Origin of the sequence: Halalkalicoccus paucihalophilus (genome assembly GCF_001593955.1) — an archaeon.
GTDB lineage: Archaea > Halobacteriota > Halobacteria > Halobacteriales > Halalkalicoccaceae > Halalkalicoccus > Halalkalicoccus paucihalophilus.
This window is the reverse complement of sequence record NZ_LTAZ01000017.1, coordinates 1-16014: the sequence shown is the minus strand read 5'-3', so window position 1 is coordinate 16014 and position 16014 is coordinate 1. Positions and strand designations below refer to the sequence as shown.

Genomic DNA, 16014 nt, shown 5'->3' with positions numbered 1-16014 from the left:
GCATGTCTGTAATGGCAGATCGCGGGCCGACGTCCTCCGATTGTTACTCCGATATGCTATCTCGGAGATAGACGACTCGATACTCGAACGCGGGAAAGCTGGGAGAACACAGTATCTGACGGAAGCCGACGATTTTTAGATTTGAATATTGTATTCAGATACTAGATACGGATATCAGATACAAAGACTAGATCTAAGTAGTAAACTGCTACTGAGTTCGGGATGCGAGCGAAGAACCGCTTAGCGGCCAAGCAGTGCTCAGGTTCATGGCGGTGTCAGAAGATGAATCGGAGCAGACCACGACGGATGATGACGATAGTAAAAATGACAAAGAGAGAAGTTCACCCTGATCCATCACGGAACCGGATCAGGGAGATCTCTGTAATAGAATCGAAATCATCGTCACCACCGATCAGCAGGCTTGCATCAATATGATCAGCAGTCGCAAGTGCAAAGGAATCTCCGAGAGCAGGGTTATGATCAAGGATGAAGTCCGAAGCCTCGATCCAGATATCATTACTCCCGACCGGCCGGATTCCGATGTCGAACAACCAGTTGAGATACTGATCCGCTGTCTCTCGTCCGGAAACCCGCCCAATTACGTACCGCGTCTCAGTGAGATTGACCTGATTGATGAATCCAACCGTATCTCCATCTCGAACAGCGTCTAAATAGGAATCAACGACAGATTTTCCCTCTTCACTGGTAGCATGGGCAACCAACGGCTCTGTATCGAAGACGAGACGATCAGGGATTGACTCTGCCACCGTCCCACTAGTGCTTCTTGGCGTCTCGTATGCAGAATGTTCAGGTTCGGGTTCAGCTTCTACCCCCGGTTCTACGTCGCTCATCGGTCAGCATATTCGTCAAGGTCACGCTTGTCGCGCTCGCGTAGCTCGCGCAAGGTCTGAGTTGCTGATATCCCTTCTGACGGCCTCCCTTCGTCGGCGAGAACTTCACGTATCTCTGCGGCTTTTGGAACGTGTTCGATAACAATCTCTCCTGATGCCCGCTTTCGAAAGGCGACTTTTCCAGGGGCGTCGATCCCCATTTGGTCACGGAATCGTTTCGGGATCGTTGCCTGTCCATGTTTTGAGACGGACACGACTTCGCGTTCTTCATCATGATTTCCGTTTGGTTCAGACTCATTCATTATTCATAACTTGATCCCATTCAGATATAACAATTGCGGTCATACAACTGTTGACCTTGTACAGGGATTACAATGGCGCCCCACGGCCTGAGAAGCGTCTTCTAGGAAATGTACGGGACACTTCAAGAAAACTTAGCCTTGTGTAACAATCGCCTTTCATTGTAAGTGGGCGTTGCACAAGGTAGGCCACTAGTGGCGACTACGCGCTCAACCTCGCCGGCGAGTTCGACTGTCTCTTTACGTATCCTCAGTATCCGTTGACATCGAGACCATCGACCCGCGCAAACTCGTCGACGTTCCGAGTAAGAACTCGTGGATCTGGGCTGCCGACTGCAATCCCCGCGATCAGAACGTCGCGAGCACCGATACGTTGACCCTGATCAAGCAAGTCATGCTGGATCGCGATCGCGCGTCGAGCGACCGTCTCCGTAACCGGGAGAACAACGAGCTCGTCGATACGCTCGTCGAACTCCGCGCGGTATTGTGCGCTCTCTCCACGAAGCCCGACACCGACCTCGAAAACAGTAAGTGTTGAGAGAGCGACCGGCGTCTCAGAATCGCGAAGCTCGACTAACTGCTCGATCGCGTCACTATCGTTTCGAAGGACGTCATGAACAAAGGTCGAATCGAGGATCATCGAACGCCTACGCCTCGTCGATTCCGCCCATCATCTGTTGATCGAACTCTTCGCCCCACTCCTCGGAGCGCTTGCGAGAACGGGCGGCCGCCTCGTCGTCGTCACCGAACAGACCGACGAGGTCAAAGAGTGGGCCGACGGGGCCGCCACGGGCACGTTGCTCGTCGGAGAGCCACCAAACGACGGCACCAGCCCCGACCTTCTTCCGTTCGACGTTGTCCTTCTCCTCGAGCGAGTTGAGCTTATCGAGCGCGGATCGATTCGATATGCCGAGTGCTTCACCCACCTCTTTCCCGGTGAGTGGCTCGTCACGCTCGGTAAGGACCGCGATCACGTCGTCGATCGTCGTCTTCTCGATATACTTCCCATCGTCTCCCCGGCTCCGGCTCACGCGCATGAATTGGTACCACTGCTAGTTAACCATTTCGTCCGTGTGAGAACGGGTTCAGTACGAATAAAATAGTACTGAACCTGACGAACCCTCTCCCCCCTTTTTCGAGTTGTAAACTCGTGACGGCGGGGAGAGGGTTAACATCAAGAGAGACTGCGAAACAGCTAATTGTGGTGAATACACTCGATAGAAAACCAGAATGTTCATTTGACTAGTCTATAGGTAAAACACGCGAGTCGGTCTGTCATAGATGTTTGGCAATTCGGGAACTGACGTTGCACGAGCTTCACGAGAGTAGATGATTTATAAACCACACACACACCAGTTTGCACGAGAGTGGGACTACAAGGACACCTCCCCTATCTGAAGATCATGAAAACATATTTACTAATGCATAAATTTACAAGCTCTTGTGCGGTACAAGAACCGCACTAGAGAGGACTAAAGCAAGGAAGGATAGAATCCGACCGCGCTTGCCGCTAGGTGCTTGATTTACGTGGTTTCCGCTCTTTGCGCAGTAGAATCTCTCTTGCTGGGCTTCACCCCATTTCTGACACCCCATTCCTCGATTATTCAATCTCTCGTGCAAAACGGTGTGTGTGTGGTTTATAAACTATCTCCGCAAATGAAGCTCATGAAGCTCATGCAACGGCAGTTATTTACCATAGGAGTGTGACCTGCTCCCATGGTTGAACTCACACGGGATGATACGATCTTCAAAGATCAAGACGTGTTACGTGATAGCTATCAACCAACAAACATTGACGAGATCATCGAGCGTGATGAGGAGATCGAAGAATATGTCTCCGGATTCCAGCCAGTCATTGACGGCAAGCAGCCGTACAACATCTTCGTCTATGGACAGACTGGCGTTGGAAAGACTCTCTCTACTAATCTCATCATTGACTATCTCAACGATCGTCAGCAAGACTACGGCGATCTCGAGGTTCTTACTCCACAGATTTCCTGTAAATCCCTTACCAGCTCCTATCAGGTCTCGATCCGGCTTGTCAACTGCTTTCGCGACCAAGAGGAGGAACTACCAACGCGAGGGCACGACTCCGGATTCATCTATGAACAGCTCTGGGCCCATCTCAACGATGTCGAGGCATCTCACGTAATCTTCGTCCTCGACGAGATCGACTCTATTGGGACCGACGATGATCTTCTCTATCAGCTTCCCCGGTGTAACGATCTTGGTCACGTGACGGAGACAAATGTTGGCGTTGTTGGAATCTCGAATGACTTCACGTTTCGAGACAACCTTTCAGCACAAGTCAAAGACTCCCTCTGTGATTACGAAGTTCACTACCCACCTTACAACGCACAAGAATTACAGAACATCCTCCAGCAGCGTGCTGAGAAAGCCTTCTACGAGGGCGTCCTCGCGGAGGGAGTAATTCCCTTGGCTAGCGCCTTTGCCGGGCAGGATTCTGGCAGCGCTCGTCAGGCACTCCGGATTTTGCATAAGGCCGGTGATCTTGCTCGGCGGGAGGGTCGCGACCAGGTTACTGAACAGGACGTCCGTGACGCAAACACCCTTATCGAAAAAGGACGTCTGCTTGACGAACTCCGCCGTCTCCCTACTCAAAGTCGCCTTACGCTGCAGTCTGTGCTCCTCCTCGCAGATGAGGGTGAGACACCAGCCAAACGATCGGAAGTGTATGCGACATACGAATCTCTCGTTGCAGATGTCGGGAGTAGCAAGAAATCAACGCGAACGATCCATAATCATCTCAGCCAACTCTCACTCAAAGGATTTCTGACTGTTGAGCAGAAAAACAAGGGCTCACACGGTGGTAGCTATTTCGAATACGATGTCAATCAATTCGAGACGCTTGAAGAAGCTCTTGATGATTCTGATTTCGTCTAATAGATGATTGAAAGCTGCACCTACGTTGCATGAGCTTCATAGGAGACTCTCCTCATAAATCACCGATACACCACTCTGCATGAGCAAATAGAGACTCATTCATCACGGTGCGATTAGATCGGTTGTCTTGACCAGGATCTTCACCTCGTCACCTTGTTCAACACTATTTCTTGCTCATTCCGCTTGTTGCACAAGGCTCTGAAACGTTCGTCTGGTAAATATAGGTCTGTCAGACGTTTCTCGGGTGTTGTAGACGGTACCAACACTTAACCTGTTGTGGGATATAACAACACTTGATGGCGGAGGATGATGATACAACGTTACTCATCGAAACACGGCAGAACTTCGGCGATACCTACGCCGAAGTCCGCGCGTGGGATGTTCCTCCGTCGGAACGCTACCCGGATGGGATTCGCTACTCGATGCAGTACGGCACGATCGACGGCAGTCTCATCTTTCGCTACGATAACTTTCCGGACCATCCTGGCGCGGCGCCGCATCACAAACACACGAGCGACTCTCACGTTGAAGATATTGAATTCCCGGGCGTACTCCCCCTTTTTCGGCGGTTTAAACAAGAGGTGAATGACCATGAAAACGGACAATGGAAATGAGACAGAGCCAGACGAGCGCGTACTGCACGTCCGCTTCAAGCAGAGCGATACCGAAGCGGTTGAAGCAGCACTAGCCGCACTTGACCAGGGAAAGACGCCCGAACCTCATCTTGAAGTCGTGTTCCACGACCCTGCGCAACTACATCAAATAACTCGGCCGAAAAACTTGGAGCTGCTACAGGCGATTGCGAGCGAGCGCCCTGAGAGCATTCGGGAAACAGCCCGCATCGTTGGACGGGACGTTCGACAGGTACACCGAAACCTGAACGAGTTAGAATCGCTCGGACTGATCGACCTTGATACAGTCGGCCAATCGAAGCGACCGGAGGTCTGGTACGATTCGATCTCGGTTGATCTCTCATTAGACCGACCGACGAACAATGGACGGGGGGCCGAAGCGTAACACCCTCCTCAGAATACGTCGTCTCGACGATCTCAACAAAGTCTTTGAACGCCTCCTCACTGACTGTGTCCTCCCGTAGCCGCGCGATCTCGGCCAGGTGCTCGTGACCTCGTCCTCCAGACTCAATACGTATTTCATAGCTAGCGAGCCGCTCCTCGTCGCCGGGAGATATTCTTCGACGACAAATACGGCGGCGAATCGTACAGGCGACCTACTCAATCCGCTCTGTGCTCGCCGGCGAGGACGATTAGAAACACATCTACGTGCTGACAAATGTCGCGACGTCACTGCCGATTGACCGCCTGACGTCCTTCGACGCGTTGGGCGACCCGATCGGCACAAGGTTTGACATACGCGAGTCCACTTTCTGGCAGGCAGTCAACTCGTGTTTTTCGGTGGCGCTACTATCCCGAGCGAGCGAGGAACCCCGGTCTCGGAACGAAGCGAAGCGGAGTGAGAATACGGCGTTACTTGCTCGCGAGCGAGGGTTCTGGTGTGCTGGCTGTGGGACCAAAAACAACGCACCTCAAGGAGAGATCGGCGAAAGGCTGTATTCTACGGTACATACAGAATCGAGAGGGAATGTATACTCCTTTCTCAGAATCAGCGGGCATGGATCAAAGGGCGGGGACTCGCTTGATTACCTTGGCCGCCTGGCAACCGCGAGACGTTCCCAGTCGGAACGGTATCACTGAAGACCATCCGCACCCTCCTTCAATAGGGAATGAAGGAAGATGGGACTTAATATACATAATCAACTCTGCCACGTAAGGGAGACAATCTGATCACGTATAGGTGCCATGACGCTGGGAAGACGCTTGACGAAGGCATACTGAGGGACTACCATCCGATACACCCTGGATTGCCAACGGTCTTACCGATTGGTTGAGTAAGAGCAGCTATCTATGGTTGAAGCCGCCGGTATTGATCTGCTCAATCTGCTATTGGTACTCACCCTCGCGTGGGCCTTCGGCCTCCTGGTTGAACGCGTTGGCTACCCCGCGTTAATGGGCGAAATTCTCGCAGGAATTCTCTTCGGACCAGCGTTATTGGGTCTCGTGCACCCAAGTGAACCGCTCGATATTTTTGCGGAACTCGGGGTCTTCTTGTTGATGATTTATGTCGGCATGGAAGTCGACATTCACGACCTCTTTGACCTCGGACCTCAGGCGCTGATGGTCGCAGTCGGTGGTTTTGTCCTACCGTTTGGCCTTGGCTATGCAGTCGGCGGCGTCCTTGGTGCGACTATTGAACAGGCGCTGTTCATCGGGATCGCGATGGCTGCCACCTCTCTAGCGACAAAATCACGAATCTTAGTCGATCTTGATATCCTTGATACGCGAATTGCAGGTGTTCTCCTCGGCGGAGCACTGCTGTCCGACGTTGGGGTGATGGTCGTATTCACTGGGATTATGGGCTTCGTCGAAACCGGCGAAGTGACCGCTCTGGGTCTTGGATTGGTTGCAGGAAAGGCACTCTTGTTCTTTGCGGTAGCCCTCGTAATCGGCGATAAACTCCTTCCATATATTTGGGAGCAGTTAGAAGGCTGGATGACACGCCACGAGTTCGTCGACAAGACATCCGCATTCACGGTTGCGCTTGTTGTTGCCCTCATCTTTGCCTTCCTCGCGGCACTCGCGGATCTCCACATGATCATCGGCGGATTCATCGCTGGTCTGTTCCTGCGACAGGCCCAGCTCGATCCAGACATCTACGACCATATGTATAATGTCATGTACGATTTAGCGATGGGTTTTTTTGCGCCGATCTTCTTCGTAACCGTCGCATTTGAGCTCACACTTACGGTGTTTACCCAAAGCTTGGGACTGCTCGTGCTCATCGTAGTGGTTGCTTTTGTCAGCAAAATCGCCGGAAGCTGGCTATTCACCCTCCCGACAAAGCTCTCCTCAAAGGAAGGACTCGTTATCGGGTTAGGGATGAATGGACGCGGGACCGTTGAGATCGTCATCGTCTCGATTGCCCTGTCAGCAGGGATTATCGGTCAGGAACTCTTCTCAATTCTCGTCTTTACTGCAATCTTCACGACAACACTTGTCCCACCAACTGTCAAGTGGGGCATCGACTGGCTTGAGCAGACAGACGAACTCGTTTTTATAGAGGATGTGGACGTTGAGGTCGAGTAAGAAACGTCCTTCCTCCCGGATCATCGTTTGATACACTCTACGTCGATTCTGAGAATCCTCCTTGATCATCCCAGTTGTTAGAAATACCACGACAGGGTGATGGCCCTCAGTGATCAATCGATACGCTAGGTTTCCCCCGAGGAACTCGCGTATTCGTCCGCCCGATCGGGGATGAAACCGATCGCAGAGATGTCAAATTCATCGGCTGCTGCGACAATTTCTTCAATAACGTCAGTTCCATAGCGCAACTCAGGCCGAATCTTGGGTCTCTTATCGAAATACTCCTCGATGATCGAGAATGTGGCCTCAGATTGCTCTTCTTGAGCTGCTAGTGGTGCCTTATCTATGTCAACCCGTGGAACTATCAGCAAGACCGAGTTTTACGATGAGACGCTCGGTAATAACCGGTTCAACGATGTCAAGTAACTGCTCACTGTCAGCCGTGTAATCAGCAAAGATACCCAATGGAATTTCACCGCCTGCCGAATCGTGGTGGCCATCGGCACTTCCGACGTCCTCGAACACCTCCCTGAGCACGTCACCGACGTGAATGCGCGGGTCTGGCGATCGTGCACTGAGGTGAATGGGATCGTGGACGATCCCGAAGACAATGACCGTCTCGACACCTTCCAGCGTTGCGAGGTAATCGGCGGCCTGCGGGAGTGCATCTCGCTCAGTTGTCCGGCCGACATGCGTGATAAGCACCGACGATCGTATCATTCGATTACTGATCGCAGTCGCGATAGCATCGAGAGTTGCGCCAGTAACCGACGGGGTTGACAGCTGTCGAAGTAGATCCGGTCCACGTACTCATGAAGATATCTCGCTGCATCGTACTCTTCACGGGTCGCTCCACGAAGGAAGTTGAGAGTCTCGCGACGAATGGCAAACAGGAGAGCAGTCGCAAGTGCGGTATCAGGCTCGATGTCAAGGGCACGGACGTACTCCGTGAGAATGGTCGCAGCGGCCCCGATGGTCGACGAACTGGGCGTCAATATCCTCGGCAGGATGATGGTCGATTACGATGTCCACGGGAGTCCCCTGCGGAATATAGTTGTTCGCGCCTGGAACGGCATGATCGACGAATGCAAGCAATGAATCTGCAGGTCGATCCTGGACGGCCGCAGGTTCAAACCGGTTGAGGTCGATATCGAGCAGATTGACGAATGCCCGGTTTTGCTGATGCGAGATATCGCCACTGTAGAGGATGTGATGTGCGTCAATACCAGCTTCGGCCGCAATTCGACCCAATGCGAGCGCACTAGCAAGACAATCCGGATCGGGGTTATTGTGACAGACGATGTTGATCTCGCTGCCATCGGCAAGCAGTTCGTGGAGTTGCTGGGCTCTACTCATTCTGTATTATATGATAGCGATATACTTAGAAGGAGAGTGAGGCAAGCAGGTCTTGAACAATACCGAACCTCGCGCTGCCCGACTTCCATCTCTACCCGGCGGAACCGCGTTTAGCACGGTGATATCGAGTGTTTCGGAAACTCCGGCAAACGAAACATTCTCGGCAGACGACATATACACCTGATAGTCGGTCCCACAATCATAGAGGGGTCTCATAGTGATTTGCAAAGTGTTCGTACATTCTATTGTCAGAGATTTGTAACCGACTTAGAAAATAAGTTCAGTAACATCAGGTTATCGGAACAGGTACAATAACGAAAAACCCGTACGAAAGCGCTAGCGAGACCGTGGGACCGATAATCCACATCGAGATGTACTTTGCGATTGCTCGGGGATTGAACAGGTCTCCTACTTCAAGCACTTGCTGGGGTTCTGGATCCCCGATAGCCGGAGCAGGAACATCTGGGTCAGCCGTCAACGCCCCCGTCTGGATCTCTGCATCCGTCTTGCCGCTGACAACATCACGTGCCGAAATCGGACGGGTTGCCCGCCCCCAGCCAAGACCGACAATCGTCATCACCATCGCCATCACGAGACTGATCGGAATCCCGGCATACGAGAGAACTGTCGTAATCGTCGCAGCGGTCGTCATAACGAGAAGTGCCGCAAGCAGTGGTATATCAGTTAGTTCGGTCCCGACCGACTCCATCGTCCGACGTGCAATCGTAAATCCACCGATCCCGATTGCCACAGTCGCAATGAGGATTGCTGTGTTCACTTCGAGCGCGCCACTACTCACTAAGGGAGCGACCGCGTTCGGAACATTACTGGCACCAGCACTGAACGCCATGTAACAGCCAATAATAAGAACCAAGATCGTACCGACCAACTCCTGTTGCGTCGTGTTCGGACCGAGTACTGGTGACGGGATAGTCCCGCTTTTATCGACTGTAATCAGCGCGCCATCGCTCGAGACGATCTCGAAGCGGTCGTTGAGCGCCGGGTAGAAATACCGACCGAGAATTGCGCCGATCCAAAAGCCGATAACCGGTGTGACAATCCACCACGCCATAATCCGCCCGATCGTATCGAAGTTGAGCGTCCCGGTCGCTAGTCCGAGGCCAGCGATCGATCCGACTGTTGTCATCGATGTTGGCACTGGGACACTGAACACGTTGGCGATGAAGATACCGGTTCCGATGAAGAAGAGAACACCCACGCCAGCTTCCAACGTGATCGGGATCGCAATGATATCGCCGGCCAACGTATCCATGACGTTCCGCCCAACCGTCCACCCTCCCAAAAAGACGAAGAAAGTCATAAGAAATGCTGCGAGTGTCTTCGAAACAATACCGGCACCGACCGCAGGCCCCCAAGCGATACCGGTGGATGACCCACCGATGTTGAATCCCACGAAGATTGAGGCGACAATACCGACCAACAGTACTACAGTAAGATCCATATAAGTGATACTTCACATGTGAAAGGGAAGAGCATTCCGATCCTATCAGTGAGTGATTTACAGTTGATATATAATATTTGTATAAGTTATTAGATGGTGTTGAACAAGCCAATCGATACTGATGAGCACGACTACCTATTTACCGACTCGAACTAACAATTGGATATGATCAACCGTATACTTGTTCCAATGAACGACTCGGAGATGGCACAAAAGGCATTAGAGTACGCTTTTGAAGCCTTCGGAGATGCGGAAATAACGGTTCTTCACGTCGTCGGGAAAACGACACCGATGATGGGAGAGATAACTGGCCTTGCGCTTGAGGACGACTTTCAAACAGCTGCTGAGGAACAGGCCAACGAGGTGTTCGATATCGCCCGAAAGATCGCAGAGGAGCACGACATGGAGATCAACACGAGAGTGGCAGTCGGCCACCCAGCACGGACGATCATCAAGGAGTCAGAGGCGTTCGACACGGTCGTCATTGGAAGCCACAGCGGCTCACTTGTTGATCGTTTGTTCGTCGGAAACGTCGCTCAACAGGTATTCCAGCGCGCCCCGGTACCCGTTATGGTCATCCGCTGACGCACGGTGCTGAACCTGACTACTTCTCGCTGTCAGCTGGCAACTTAAAATCGGGCTCCGTTTTATCGTCATCCGCCTCAATCTTCTCTTTGGTCTCGCCAATCGCCTCTTCGAGTTCCTCTTTCGTCTTGTCGATGGACTCCTCGACCTCGTCCTTTCGCGGCCGGCGCTCGACACGCTCGTTTACCTCGTCGACCTTTTCGGCGACTTGGGTAACCTCGTTGGAAACCGTCTCCTCGACGGTCTCTGCGACCGTTTTATCGACTGTTCTACTGACTTCATTCTCAATGGACTTAGCGACCGTCTCACTCATTTCTTTGTTTACTGATTCGGCAACCGTCTCTCCAACCTGCTTTTCGACCGATTCGGTGACTTCCTGTGTAACTTTTTCAGTCACTGTTTCTTCGACGGCCTCGACGACTTCATCAGTCATCCACTGCGGATCGAGCCTGCTCATCTTCCATCCGACGTGGATCGTATACGCAAGGAACACACCTAATCCGAACGTGATCCCTGTTTGAATTCCCAGGATGACCATGAGACCGATCGCAACAACAAACAATATGCCATAGCCTAGATCAGCAAGAGCATCGGTACGATATCCATTCATACAGAGTAGTCGGTCCCAGTGCGTTTCTATCTGTTGTAACACCGCCAAATCATCTTAGAAGAGACCGTTGAACAAGGTATTATTCTGAAATAAACCTAGGACCGGTAGGGTGTCGGAACCAGTGAGGTCATTGGAGTGGAGAGCGGCGACACATCCTCACGCTACCGCATATCGGCTCGGCGATTGACGTCGATACCAAACTCAGCGAGTAGACTAACCGACGCCCTCTTTCCTAATGACGACGTGGGATTGGGCGCCTTTGGCCCTACTAGGGAAGACCCCACTCGGGGATCATTCCACATTCTTGAGCGGCAGCACTGACACTTCGCCCGTTTTCAGATGCTATAAATCAAGAGCCACATCGCCGGACTGTCTGCAGTTCATCGAAATTACTTCTGTATCTGCGGTGCTCTGGCAGAATAAGATAACACAGCCCCGCTCAGCATAGCACCGCCAGCGCGATAGACCGCACCACTTCATAGTAGATAGGCGGCCGGTCGCTGTCCTCTCGTCGTTCGATCCCGTTGATCTCGTCGAGTAATCTCCTGCATTTGTCTTACTCAACAATTTTGATAAGCAAGCCTTGTGCAATGGCCGCCCGCTCTTACGCAGGCTACTGGTGCACAAGGCTCTGTTTCTCGCCACACAATAAGCGATCTGTCTCCCACCAGTGAGACCTGTAGCCACTGATTCAATGGGAAAGCAGCCCCAAGTTCACTCAGAAGTACTGTGGACGCTGCTACAGTGACTCCTGAACGAAATCCGACGATAATTCTTGATAGGCCGCATGTTCGGCGTACTCTTCGATGAAGGGCCGTCGGTGATATCGAACACTCCCATTTCGGGAATCGTATTCGACCACATCAAGCTGCTCGAGCTGCGGGATCGCTCGCTCAATAAGGAGCGATTTGAGACACTCATCGTCGACCACTGACGGTTGCTTACTTTCGTGGGCTGCAAGCGTTTGAATTCCTGTGACTACGTCCTCGATCGGGACACTGGAGTCAGATGCCACTAAGAAATAGTAGATGAGATAGCGGCACGATTGGAATGATAGTGTCTTGAAGACAGCCGTATGAGCGGTTGTCCCACCAAAGACATCCTGTTCAGGGGGAGGGGACAACTGGTTCGATTTACTACTCATCGGTACCCCTCGGTGTCTGCCGTCGTTTGGCTGGTGAATACTGGGTCATTGTGTCAGAGGCTTCCTTTTCTCTGTAGATACGCACTCTTTTCGGCGTATCCAGTCCCTATCTAGAGTCCGTTCTACTTATTAGCTCACCTTGATATACCATACCTGACTTGTTACACCACGGCGACATTAGGGCCGCAGTCACCTCAAAAACGCGCGGGTGACGTACCTACTCGTTCAGTTCTCTGGTGACACAAGGATATGCGTTAGTATATTTGTGGTCCCGCGTCGAATTCGTTCAGTGATCGCCTGATCCGATACCCCGAGTTGCGCCCCTAACTCCTTCGACGTTATCTCCCGCGGCACCGTAAAGTAACCCTGCTCAAGCGCTGAAAGGAGTGTATCGTACTGAATATCCGTCAATCCATAGCGAGTGGGTGACTCAGCACTGCTCGGCCGATAAATACGATTGACTGACAGCGGGAGGCCTGCCTCTTCACAATGATCGTGAAACCCTGAGAGCGCGTCGTGTGTCGGAAAGCGTAATTCAAATGTCCAGGACTCACCCATCCCAACTGCATCAAGGAGATCTGCTCGCTTTGACTGGATCTCATTGAAGATACTATCGGGCTCTTCAGTCCACTCGATGCGATACAATGCTCGATCCTCAAACACATCCAGTTGGGTGATCGACTCGATCAACCGATGTTCACGAAGGTGCTGTTCGACTGGTTCGGGCTCGTCCGTATGGATCCAGATCAGGGGCACCGTTCGCTCCCCAGCCGGGATCACTCGTTCGAGTTGGATCGGAACGTCGGGCAGCTCCGCGAGCAATTCACTGAGGACGAAATTGCCCTCGATCTGGATTTCAGCAATCACACTCATGCATTATCCACCCCGTCAGCAGCGTCCAGCCTCTGGGTGTCTTTTTTCGTCACTTCGAGAATCATGATCTCCCAGTCCGGATCGTCCGTCGTGGTCCGACACTCCCACCCTCCCTCGACGTCGACCCCGTTTGCGTGGGCTGCTTGTACGAGCTTCTGCAGTGCGGTAGTGAACGCTTCCTCTGTGGTGACCGTTTCAGCTACTGTTTCAAAATCGTCCATGATGCGGTCTGGTCTGGGTGGGCTGTTTGAGTGGCCAGGCTGATTGAGCCCTATCCGTGTCGTGGGCGTGTCTCCTCTCGATACCAGTGTGACCTTCTCATCCGGTCCGTGTACTCCCTCCGAGCCCGGTCCCTATATGACTATGGTCTAATAACCTACATTAACTTGGTATACCATGTCTCATATAAAGTGCTAGTATGCTAGGGTGGTATACCAAGTCGCCTACTTTTAGGCGTTCTCCACATACGGTTCTCAAGGACGTTACATGAGTGTCATTGCCGAACTCTCAGTGCCAGGGGAAGACTTTGGGTTAGGGCAGTTTCTCGACGTCGTCTCCGGGATCGCCATCGAGCTTGAGAGTATGGTCCCGATGGGCGAGACTGCGATCCCCTTTTTCTGGGTGCATAACTCTCACCGCGATACGTTCACGGCCAATCTCACCGATCAAGATGTTGTCAACGAAATCTCGGAAATCGACACCCTCGAGAACAAGACGTTGTACGCGCTGGAATGGAACGGTGAGACGGACCAGCTCTTTCAAGCGATCCAACAACAGGGAGCGCAAGTCCTGAGTGCGACAGGTACCCCACGCGAGTGGGAGTTCGAACTCCGATTTCCCTCTCACGAGTCGCTGTCGGATTTCCAGCGCTACTGTAACCAAGCGCAGATTTCATTGAACGTCGCGCGCATCTACAATCCAACGCGCCCGGACAGTGGCCCGTGGTTCGGCCTGACGCCGATCCAGCGTGAGACGCTCTTACTGGCGATCGAGCGGGGCTACTACGAGATCCCACGCCAGTGTACGACGCTCGAGTTAGCGGAGGAACTCGGGGTATCGGATCAAGCGATCACTGAGCGACTTCGGCGGGCGATCGTGACACTCGTCTCGAATACGGTCCAGTTTTCCACAACGGAGACACCGGAGATGTAGCGTCGAGGGCTCTGAGCGGTCGTAGTTACGGGGACAACGAAATGATGAGAGCGGCGTGTGGAGCGACGGTGTCGCTCCGGTGGCTGTGTCAGAGACCCGGATATCCCTCTCATAAGTAAGCGATTGTCAGCAGAGGGAGGATGAGCTCATCCAAGAGGCGACCCAGGGTGATGTCAGAGGCAGTCTGAGTCGCAATCGCCCTCCCCCAATTTGGAACCCGTCACGCCATGAGCGCACAGTGTGACGGACCATCTACCCTATGTACCCTATCCCATACCAATTACCTGCTTGGTCAACCAGTTTTACATTCAAACAGATAGTAAATACTATTGAATTTAACCCTAGTTGCACCTGCGGCGCGTCTAGCCATGATCTTCTGACAGGCGCGCAGCGAGCGGACGCGAGTGAGCACCGCCTCGTTCCGGACAGGCCGGCGGTTCCGGTAGCGGTTACTGTTCGACGTACTGCGCTTCAGTGACGTTGATCAGCTACTGACGGTTTCGCTAGGGTTGCCGTACAGGGAGACCCCGACGTCATAGCTTTCGCCAGCACGATCGTAAAGCGGCGGCACATGGTTAGATAACCTGCTTGCCGTAGCACCGTCACCATTTTTGTCGATTAGAGAGCGCTGGTAGACTAGGCAAATGCGCTATTACTGTCTAATGTGCGATTGGACAGCACAGACGGATGAACTACTGGAGACTGACTCAGGGCATGCAGCTATCGACCATCACGTTGCGACAGGCCATCCGATTGTCTCCGAGCGATCATACTCGAATGCACGCACGAACGACTATCAAATACAGCAGGTCCTGAAGTAGAATCGCAGACACCCATGTACTCGGGCGCCGGCGATTAGGCGTGATTGCACGCCGGTATATATGGGGTATGGGGAGTGAATCTAGTCAACAGTGATCAGATACCATGAACTCAGACAAACAGTACAGCATGCTCTCAGACTATGGATTCCCTTGGCAACTCAGGGAATTCCACCCAGCAGACACGGATACAGACGCTTCTCGATCGACTGATTCCGACCATGCCCAGCAGGACGATTAGATCCGGGACCAAGAGCACGATGGCAGCGACGAACAGGAGAAGATCACGTCAGACACAGCTGCTGAGATGGCTGCGCTCATCAACGCTGAAGTCGCGACAGACAGCGGCAAGGACACCTAACCTCTCTTTCCCTGTTTCCCTCTCTTGGTGATGTGTGACCGCCGAGATTCGACGGGAGTGGCTACTCACTCACGATCTCGATCCGCGTGTTTTCTCGTTCATTTCTCGCGCCTGGAAGACTGGAAAACGCTAACATACTTTACCTGAGCCGTGCAGTCGACCGTATGGTCAAAGAACAGGATGGCACTGTCACGTTAGACGACGTCGATCGAGAGATCCTCTATGCATTACAGCAAGATGCACGGAAAACCACTCACGAGCAGATCAGTGCCACAGTTGAGGTCTCACAGAGTACGGTCCGCAATCGGATCACTGCTCTTGAAAATGCAGGTGTCATCAAAACGTACGCCCCCGAACTCGACTACGAACGAGCCGGGTTCCCACTTCGTGTACAGTTCATCTGTACAACCTCAATGGACCAACGCCACCAAGCAGCAA

At 52.6% G+C, this 16014-nt stretch carries 16 protein-coding genes and 1 pseudogene; 7 read left to right on the top strand and 10 right to left on the bottom strand.

Going from position 1 to position 16014, the window contains the following annotated elements; genetic code table 11:
• Window positions 1-341: 341 nt before the first annotated feature.
• The 4 genes from HAPAU_RS17980 to HAPAU_RS22100 form a co-directional block, all read right to left on the bottom strand.
• Window positions 342-851 (bottom strand): PIN domain-containing protein, encoded by a 510-nt coding sequence (locus tag HAPAU_RS17980; RefSeq protein WP_084383889.1) that lies wholly within the window; start codon window positions 849-851, stop codon window positions 342-344.
• Window positions 848-1153 (bottom strand): AbrB/MazE/SpoVT family DNA-binding domain-containing protein, encoded by a 306-nt coding sequence (locus HAPAU_RS17975; RefSeq protein WP_066385456.1) that lies wholly within the window; start codon window positions 1151-1153, stop codon window positions 848-850. The genes HAPAU_RS17980 and HAPAU_RS17975 overlap by 4 nt, the downstream gene beginning before the upstream one ends.
• 247 nt (window positions 1154-1400) lie before the next feature.
• On the bottom strand, window positions 1401-1790 hold the full coding sequence (locus HAPAU_RS17970; RefSeq protein WP_066385454.1) for a PIN domain-containing protein: 390 nt from the start codon (window positions 1788-1790) through the stop codon (window positions 1401-1403).
• 7 nt (window positions 1791-1797) lie between these two features.
• Window positions 1798-2181, bottom strand: a complete 384-nt coding sequence (locus HAPAU_RS22100) for a hypothetical protein (RefSeq protein ID WP_211263633.1) — start codon at window positions 2179-2181, stop codon at window positions 1798-1800.
• A 685-nt stretch (window positions 2182-2866) separates the two neighbouring features.
• On the opposite strand from HAPAU_RS22100, the gene HAPAU_RS17960 reads away from it, so the two are divergent.
• From HAPAU_RS17960 to HAPAU_RS17945, 4 genes are all read left to right on the top strand, one after another.
• Window positions 2867-4054, top strand: coding sequence for an AAA family ATPase (locus HAPAU_RS17960; protein ID WP_066385453.1), 1188 nt, complete (start codon window positions 2867-2869; stop codon window positions 4052-4054).
• Window positions 4055-4350: 296 nt separating this feature from the next.
• Window positions 4351-4668, top strand: a complete 318-nt coding sequence (locus HAPAU_RS20545) for a toxin-antitoxin system TumE family protein (protein WP_084383888.1) — start codon at window positions 4351-4353, stop codon at window positions 4666-4668.
• Entirely contained in the window at window positions 4646-5071 is a 426-nt protein-coding gene (locus HAPAU_RS17950; protein ID WP_066385847.1) for an HVO_A0114 family putative DNA-binding protein, read from the top strand. The genes HAPAU_RS20545 and HAPAU_RS17950 overlap by 23 nt, the downstream gene beginning before the upstream one ends.
• A gap of 905 nt (window positions 5072-5976) precedes the next feature.
• The gene (locus tag HAPAU_RS17945; protein WP_066385451.1) at window positions 5977-7215 is read left to right on the top strand and encodes a cation:proton antiporter; all 1239 of its coding nucleotides are present in this window, start codon (window positions 5977-5979) and stop codon (window positions 7213-7215) included.
• A gap of 348 nt (window positions 7216-7563) precedes the next feature.
• Here the strand turns inward: HAPAU_RS17945 and HAPAU_RS23140 are convergent.
• Window positions 7564-8571 (bottom strand): annotated as a pseudogene (locus HAPAU_RS23140) (DHH family phosphoesterase).
• 289 nt (window positions 8572-8860) lie between these two features.
• Window positions 8861-10033: an inorganic phosphate transporter gene (locus HAPAU_RS17930; protein WP_066385447.1), complete on the bottom strand. Its 1173-nt coding sequence runs from the start codon at window positions 10031-10033 to the stop codon at window positions 8861-8863.
• Between the two features lie 165 nt (window positions 10034-10198).
• Between HAPAU_RS17930 and HAPAU_RS17925 the strand changes: the two genes are divergently transcribed.
• Window positions 10199-10618 (top strand): universal stress protein, encoded by a 420-nt coding sequence (locus HAPAU_RS17925; RefSeq protein WP_066385445.1) that lies wholly within the window; start codon window positions 10199-10201, stop codon window positions 10616-10618.
• Between the two features lie 19 nt (window positions 10619-10637).
• Here the strand turns inward: HAPAU_RS17925 and HAPAU_RS17920 are convergent, their stop codons facing one another.
• The 4 genes from HAPAU_RS17920 to HAPAU_RS17910 all read right to left on the bottom strand — a co-directional run bounded on the left by HAPAU_RS17920 (window position 10638) and on the right by HAPAU_RS17910 (window position 13466).
• Complete coding sequence (locus HAPAU_RS17920) at window positions 10638-11228, bottom strand: hypothetical protein (RefSeq protein WP_084383887.1); 591 nt, start codon at window positions 11226-11228, stop codon at window positions 10638-10640.
• Window positions 11229-11967: 739 nt separating this feature from the next.
• Entirely contained in the window at window positions 11968-12372 is a 405-nt protein-coding gene (locus HAPAU_RS21295) for a DUF7344 domain-containing protein (RefSeq protein ID WP_157078554.1), read from the bottom strand.
• Window positions 12373-12597: 225 nt separating this feature from the next.
• A complete protein-coding gene (locus HAPAU_RS17915; protein WP_066385443.1) occupies window positions 12598-13245 on the bottom strand; it encodes a helix-turn-helix domain-containing protein in 648 nt (215 codons plus the stop codon).
• On the bottom strand, window positions 13242-13466 hold the full coding sequence (locus HAPAU_RS17910) for a hypothetical protein (protein ID WP_066385442.1): 225 nt from the start codon (window positions 13464-13466) through the stop codon (window positions 13242-13244). The genes HAPAU_RS17915 and HAPAU_RS17910 overlap by 4 nt, the downstream gene beginning before the upstream one ends.
• Before the next feature lie 265 nt (window positions 13467-13731).
• Here HAPAU_RS17910 and HAPAU_RS17905 point away from each other — a divergent pair, with 265 nt between their 5' ends.
• Window positions 13732-14397: a helix-turn-helix domain-containing protein gene (locus HAPAU_RS17905; RefSeq protein WP_066385441.1), complete on the top strand. Its 666-nt coding sequence runs from the start codon at window positions 13732-13734 to the stop codon at window positions 14395-14397.
• A gap of 1343 nt (window positions 14398-15740) precedes the next feature.
• Window positions 15741-16014, top strand: a 274-nt coding sequence (locus HAPAU_RS17900; protein WP_157078553.1) for an Lrp/AsnC family transcriptional regulator, incomplete at its 3' end; no start/stop codon positions are given.

Bases quoted from the DNA above. Each gene is read 5' to 3' on its own strand.
- HAPAU_RS17980 (WP_084383889.1), bottom strand. From the start codon at position 851: ATGAGCGACGTAGAACCGGGGGTAGAAGCTGAACCCGAACCTGAACAT.
- HAPAU_RS17975 (WP_066385456.1), bottom strand. From the start codon at position 1,153: ATGAATGAGTCTGAACCAAACGGAAATCATGATGAAGAACGCGAAGTC.
- HAPAU_RS17970 (WP_066385454.1), bottom strand. From the start codon at position 1,790: ATGATCCTCGATTCGACCTTTGTTCATGACGTCCTTCGAAACGATAGT.
- HAPAU_RS17960 (WP_066385453.1), top strand. From the start codon at position 2,867: ATGGTTGAACTCACACGGGATGATACGATCTTCAAAGATCAAGACGTG.
- HAPAU_RS20545 (WP_084383888.1), top strand. From the start codon at position 4,351: ATGGCGGAGGATGATGATACAACGTTACTCATCGAAACACGGCAGAAC.
- HAPAU_RS17950 (WP_066385847.1), top strand. From the start codon at position 4,646: ATGAAAACGGACAATGGAAATGAGACAGAGCCAGACGAGCGCGTACTG.
- HAPAU_RS17945 (WP_066385451.1), top strand. From the start codon at position 5,977: ATGGTTGAAGCCGCCGGTATTGATCTGCTCAATCTGCTATTGGTACTC.
- HAPAU_RS17930 (WP_066385447.1), bottom strand. From the start codon at position 10,033: ATGGATCTTACTGTAGTACTGTTGGTCGGTATTGTCGCCTCAATCTTC.
- HAPAU_RS17925 (WP_066385445.1), top strand. From the start codon at position 10,199: ATGATCAACCGTATACTTGTTCCAATGAACGACTCGGAGATGGCACAA.
- HAPAU_RS17920 (WP_084383887.1), bottom strand. From the start codon at position 11,228: ATGAATGGATATCGTACCGATGCTCTTGCTGATCTAGGCTATGGCATA.
- HAPAU_RS21295 (WP_157078554.1), bottom strand. From the start codon at position 12,372: ATGAGTAGTAAATCGAACCAGTTGTCCCCTCCCCCTGAACAGGATGTC.
- HAPAU_RS17915 (WP_066385443.1), bottom strand. From the start codon at position 13,245: ATGAGTGTGATTGCTGAAATCCAGATCGAGGGCAATTTCGTCCTCAGT.
- HAPAU_RS17910 (WP_066385442.1), bottom strand. From the start codon at position 13,466: ATGGACGATTTTGAAACAGTAGCTGAAACGGTCACCACAGAGGAAGCG.
- HAPAU_RS17905 (WP_066385441.1), top strand. From the start codon at position 13,732: ATGAGTGTCATTGCCGAACTCTCAGTGCCAGGGGAAGACTTTGGGTTA.